Here is a 5934-nt window from a genome sequence, read left to right as displayed (position 1 = left end):
TGACCAAATCGCCGCTCACAGGTCTTATGGCCAGCAGTTCCTGCGGCGGTCCCTTTGGCATGGCGTTAAAGACTTCCGGGTGGGATGCCATGATCATTTCCGGCCGGGCCCAATCCCCGGTCTATCTGCGGGTGGATGACGGCGGGGCAGAATTTGTTCCCGCAGATGACCTTTGGGGAACGGGCACGGCGGATGCGGAAAAGGCGCTTTTGCAGGACGGTTCCGGTGCCCTGGTCATCGGGCCGGCTGGGGAAAACCGGGTCCGGTTTGCCAATATCCGGTCCGGCCACCGCTTTCTGGGACGGGGCGGCATGGGAACGGTGCTGGGGGTCAAAAATCTCAAGGGCATCGTGGCAAAGGGCAAAGAATACAAGGTTGTGCCGGTGGACAAAAAGCGCTTTGATAAAGCCAGTCGGTTGTTTTTCAAATATATTCAAAGAAATGGCATCACAGCCGGCGCTTTCCGGGATTACGGCACCAACGCCAATCTCAATACCGGCAATGCCGCCGGAATTCTGCCGGTGCGCAACTTTACCGGCGGCAGCCACGGCCGGGCCCGCAAGCTTTCCGGAGAGGCCATGGCCGAGCGGTTTGACACAAAGCATGACACTTGTAAGCCCTGCGCCATTCTCTGCGGCCACCGGGGCACCATCCGGGGGGAAAAACGCCATGTACCCGAATACGAAACCATGACCCTGCTGGGCGCCAACCTGGAGATCTTTGACCCGGAAACGGTTTCCGACTTCAATGAGTTGTGCAGCCATTACGGCATGGATACCATTTCCACGGGCGGGACCCTGGCCTGGGCCATGGAAGCCGGTCAAAAGGGACTGCTGAAAACAGATTTGAAATTCGGATCTGCTGACAAAATTGCCGGAATGATAACGGATATGGCCCTGCGCCGGGGCCTGGGAAGGGATCTGGCCCTGGGCTCTGCTGCCGCGGCCCGGAAATACGGGGGCGAGGATTTTGCCATGCATGTCAAGGGCATGGAACTGCCCGGCTATGATCCCCGGGGTTCTGTCGGCCAGGGCCTTTCCTATGCCACGGCCAACCGGGGCGGCTGCCACCTTTCATCCTACATGGTGGGCCTGGAGGTGATCCTGGGAATGGCCGAGCCCCGGGCTGTGCGCTGGAAACCCTACATGGTCAAGTTCATGGAAGATGTGTTTTGCGCCATTAACTGCCTGCACGTGTGTTTGTTTACCTCCTTTGCCGTATTCCTGGAGCCGCCCCTGATTCGTTTTTCACCCAAGTTTGTCATCCGTCTGCTCAATCAAAACTTTTCCCGGCTGGCGCTGAATTTAATGGATGTCAGCCTTTATCCGGAGCTGTGGCATGCCATTATGGGCAGCCGCTATGTGCCCTACCAGGGCATGCGGGATTTTTATAAGGCCGGAGAACGGGTTCATGTGCTGGAGCGTTATATGAACACCCGGGAAGGCATTTCCAGAAAAGACGATACACTGCCGCTGCGGCTGCTCACCGAGGGGCGGGCCTGTGATGCCGACCAAAGCACGGTTCCCCTGGAGGCCATGCTGCAGAAATATTACCGGCTGCGGGGATATGACCCAAACGGCGTGCCCCGCGCCAAAACCCTTCGCCGGCTGGGCATTGAGCCCCGGCATGCGGGCCGGGGAAAAAACAGGGAAGATGTTTTTTGAAGTTTTCAACTGTCTGTTTTTGTAAGCTCAGTAAAAAAATACAGCTTATCGATTATGAAAATGACCCTTGACAGGGTCCTGCAATTGTATTTAAATGCACATAATTATTCAGATGCTCGCAATGCGAACCTGGCACCGGCTTTTATAACGTAGTTTCCGAAACATTGTTTTACAGGAGCCTGTCAGGAGGGAACCCTGTGTGAATCAGGGACCGGCCCGCGGCTGTAAACGGGGACGAAAGCTGCAGAACTGCCACTGTTTTTATGAACGGGAAGGCGCAGCAAGTAGATTGATCCGCAAGTCAGAAGACCTGTCTGAATAAACATAAGGGGTTTGACTGCGCCGGCAACGTTGTTCCCCGGGCTGATTCTGCGGATAAAAAAGGGAAATCCCGGATCGTGTACACGATCCGGGATTTTTTTATTGAAAACGCATATGCCCAGGTTTCTCCATGACAACGCCGGCTGCTGCGGCATTTCCATTGACAACAGTAAAGGAGGCACCATGGGCAAAAAATTTTTATTGTTTATTTGTTTTTTCATTTTATGCATCTGCACGCAAAATCCCGCAAATGCGCGATCCGCTCACAACGCCACAGTCATGGAGGATATTGTGGTCACATCTGAGCGGTTTCCTTCTCCGGAAAAAGAAAGCCCTCAATTTATTCAGTCTTTTTCAGCCTCGGAATTAAAGCGCACCGGCGGCAACAACGTCATTGACGCCCTGCGCCGGATCGGCGGGTTTTCATTTCAGGGCTATTCACCCATGGGCGTAAAAGCCGGGATGGGCAGTTCGCTGTCGATTCGCGGAGTGGAGGGCGGCGAGTTGGTCCTGATCAATGGAATGCCGATTCAAAATTCCGGAAACAAAAATTATGAATTATCCCATTTTTCCCTTGAAAATATTGAACGGGTCGAAGTCATGAAAGGGGCATCTTCCATTCAGTACGGAGCCGATGCCATGAGCGGAGCCATTAATATCATCACCAAAAAAAATTTCGGCCACAAGCAGACAAAGGCATCCGTGGAATTCGGGGATTACGGCTATCACAACCATCATCTGCAATACCTCGGGCCAGGGGTGAATGTGGGGTTTAATTATCAGCATATGAATTCAATTAAGCGCAATGATGACTTTGCGGATAAGGAATACAGCGATACCAGACCGCTTTACCGGTATTCAGCCAGCGTAAACGCAACTATCGCGGAAAATCTATATTTTGACGGCCTGGCCAGTTACGTGGACTCCGGCTATGAAACATATGACGCCACAACCGGTCAGGTAATCGACACCAACGAACAGGATCAGTATGAAATTTTTACCAACCTGCGCTATGAGACTGAAAATGCAAGATTCAAGGCATTTTACAAATACGGGGATGAAGAAAGAAAGACCTTCGAATACCAACCTTATAAAATTCTGGACGGGATCAGTAAAAACAAGCATTTTAATACCGGTTTATCAACAGACTGCAAATTTGATTTACTGAGTGCTGAAGTCAAAACCGGTTTTGAATATATTCACCGCGCTGCCAATTTTGAAACCGGATATGGATATCATTACCGCAATGACGTTGCCGTGTTTGCCATTATTACCAAGCGGTTTTTCCAGCGGCTGAAAATCGATCTGGGCATGCGGGAGCAATTGATTTATGCGGACGCCGCCGGTGAAGACCAGGATGAATTCACTCCCAGCCTGGGGCTTAATTTCCAGCTGACACAAACCGTGAATCTGTTTGCCAATGCGGCAAAAGCCTTCAGGGCGCCTTCTTTTAACAATTTGTACTATGATTCCTGGCTGCTGAAAGGCAACCCGGAGCTGACCCCGGAAAAGGGCTGGACTTACGACACAGGGGTCAAGTTTACAAACGCATGGAGCAAGATCCGGTTGTCCGGGTTTTTCATGGATTACAAGGACAAGATTGAATCCTATAAAGGCGGCGGCTACCCGTATGAATACTTTAACGCCGGCACCTATGAAAGCCTTGGCGTTGACTGGAATATTGACCTTTTCCCTTTTCATGGCCGGGATAACTGGTCGAGCCGGATTTCCTTTTATTCTTCTGGTACATGGTGCGACCCTGTTGCCGAGGATCCCGACGGCAGGCAATATCAGACCGGCCCCAAATTCAGTTCCTCTGTGGGCGCGGCATATGACAGCGGCATGTTCAGCCTTGCCCTGAGTCTCAATTATGTCACCAGCCGTCCGGATGCCCTGGATGATATCTCGACGCTGGACATCAACGGAAAATACAAACTGCCCAAAGGATATCTCACACTCGGCATTGATAACGTGTTTGATCAGGAGGTTGAGATCAACGGCAACAAGGACACAGACAACTATGTATATTACGGAATGCCCAGGTTTTTTAAAATTGGGTATGAGGTGCGGTTTTAAATATTGCAGTTTTCTTTTATTTTAAAAGTTTCGGGAGCTGCCTATTGTCCATCCAAAATGCCTGATTTTGGATGGACAATAATAGGTGAAAAATTCCCCTGATGATTTTGACCGTGATATTTCCCGCTCAAAGAGCCGGTAAAATCCAGTATATACTTAAATCCCTTTCCGGCCAGCACTTCCGGCAAGAGAACAGGGGCGTTTTCCGGGGCAGCAATGCCCTGGACCAATGTTGCCAGAATCCTTTGATGGGCATCCAGAAAGTCCACGGCGCGCTGCATATCCGCAGGTGCCAATCCGTAGCTGCCTGAGATTGTAATTTCATGGTAGTGGATCAGGTCAATCAGGTCGGTCTCAATGGTTGCGTTTTTTGTCAGGCCGCTGAAAAAGACAAAATGTCCGCCTTTTCGCAGTTTTTTCAATCCATCGGCAAAGGCCCGGGTATCCGGGCAGGCATTGATGACAGCATCAAAGCCGTTTTCGCTGGTATTGGTCGTGCATGCTATTCCGGTGGCCCTGAGAAAGGGGCCCGCGGCCTGGATTTTTTCCTTGTTTTTTTCAATGATCATGGGTTTGCCGCCGGCCGCCTGAATGACGAGGCCGGCCAAAAGCCCCATGGTGCCGCCGCCGTAAATCAAAAAGCGAGGGTTTTTCTTTACAGGGAAGTTTGCCAGGGCATGGAAAATACAACCCATTGGCTCGGCAAAACAGGAAATGGCCGGATCCAGGGTTTCGGCAACGGGAATCAGGCTTTCTGCAGGGGCGATTATTTCGTCGGCAAAACCGCCGTCCCTGTGAAATCCTAAAATTTGTAAGCGCTCACAACGGTTTTCCCGTCCTGCCCGGCAGTGCGCACATGTGCCGCAGCTCACACCCGGCCATATGACGTAACGTTTTCCCCGGCTGTCAGCAACCGCCATTTCGTGGCCGGGCACCCGGGGCAGGATCAGATCCCGGTGCCCCTGGTCCCACATCTTTGCATCTGTCCGGCATATGGCGCAGTAGAGCACCCGAAGGCGGACCCCGCCCTTGCCGTTTTTTTCCGGTTTGTTGTTGTTTTGGATTTCCAGGCATCTGCGGCCGGTCAAAACCATCCTCATAAGGCCTCCTCTGCGGCAATCACCCCTTTTTTTGAAGGCTGTTGCTATTAAATCCATTTCTCCAGGGTTTGCAGTCCTGTTTCCGGGTGCCGGTTCTGGGCGGCAACCCAGGCCCGCAAGGTGTCAAATGTCTCCCCGCTTTCCATGGCATTGGCGGCGATTTCCAGGCCGCCATCAACGTCTGCAACCATGTCCGCGGCATAGAAAATCAGTGCGGCATTGAGCATGACCGCTTCTTTTCGGAGACTGTTTTCCTTGTTGCGCATAAGGCGGACAAAGCGGCGGGCCTCTGTGCCCTTGTCGCCTGAAGGCGCCAGGTCCCCGGGATCGCCTTTTCCCAGGCCGTATGCCCGGGGATAAAGGGTAAAGGTTTCAATGTCCCCGGATTCAAAAAGCCTTGCACAAAAGGTGGGCCCGATTACCGAGGCTTCATCCATTCCGGCCCGCTCAGGGGCTGCGCCATCTACCACCCCGTGGACAACAATGGCTTTTTGGTAGCCGATGGCTTTCATGGCGCGAATGACCGGCAGGATCATCTCCCGGTCATACACGCCCCGCAAACCCACTGTGGGCATGGCCGGATTGGCCAGCGATGCTGCAATATTGAGGGTGGAGCCAAAGTGGATCCGGGACAGAATCCGGCCCAGGGCGCCGGGATGAACAGTGGCGCTCATCCCGTTGAAAAGGCCGATACCGGTGGTTTCAATGCTTCTGGCCACCATTTCGGCCGGGCATTCAACATCCACGCCAAGGGCCTCGGCCATATCCACTGT

General features: G+C 52.7%; 3 protein-coding genes, 1 pseudogene and 1 riboswitch. Of the genes and pseudogenes, 2 read left to right on the top strand and 2 right to left on the bottom strand.

Features of this window, described 5'->3' with window-relative positions:
* Together R6U41_RS02305 and R6U41_RS02300 are read left to right on the top strand one after the other, a co-directional pair.
* On the top strand, positions 1-1664 hold a 1664-nt coding region (locus R6U41_RS02305), incomplete at its 5' end, for an aldehyde ferredoxin oxidoreductase family protein (protein WP_410268216.1).
* A 140-nt stretch (positions 1665-1804) separates the two neighbouring features.
* Positions 1805-1997: riboswitch (cobalamin riboswitch) on the top strand.
* A 90-nt stretch (positions 1998-2087) separates the two neighbouring features.
* The gene (locus R6U41_RS02300; protein WP_410268215.1) at positions 2088-4061 is read left to right on the top strand and encodes a TonB-dependent receptor; all 1974 of its coding nucleotides are present in this window, start codon (positions 2088-2090) and stop codon (positions 4059-4061) included.
* Between the two features lie 41 nt (positions 4062-4102).
* Here R6U41_RS02300 and R6U41_RS02295 read toward each other — a convergent pair whose 3' ends face one another.
* Both R6U41_RS02295 and R6U41_RS02290 read right to left on the bottom strand, forming a co-directional pair.
* Complete coding sequence (locus tag R6U41_RS02295; RefSeq protein WP_410268214.1) at positions 4103-5161, bottom strand: zinc-dependent alcohol dehydrogenase; 1059 nt, start codon at positions 5159-5161, stop codon at positions 4103-4105.
* A gap of 47 nt (positions 5162-5208) precedes the next feature.
* Positions 5209-5934, bottom strand: a pseudogene (locus R6U41_RS02290) (anthranilate phosphoribosyltransferase); the annotation flags it as partial.

The sequence above is a fragment of the Desulfosalsimonas sp. genome (assembly GCF_046483245.1).
Lineage (GTDB): Bacteria > Desulfobacterota > Desulfobacteria > Desulfobacterales > Desulfosalsimonadaceae > Desulfosalsimonas.
This window is presented reverse-complemented; position numbering and strand designations above follow the sequence as displayed.

Excerpts from the sequence above, each read along its gene's own strand:
- R6U41_RS02295 (WP_410268214.1), bottom strand. The coding sequence starts at position 5,161 with ATGAGGATGGTTTTGACCGGCCGCAGATGCCTGGAAATCCAAAACAAC.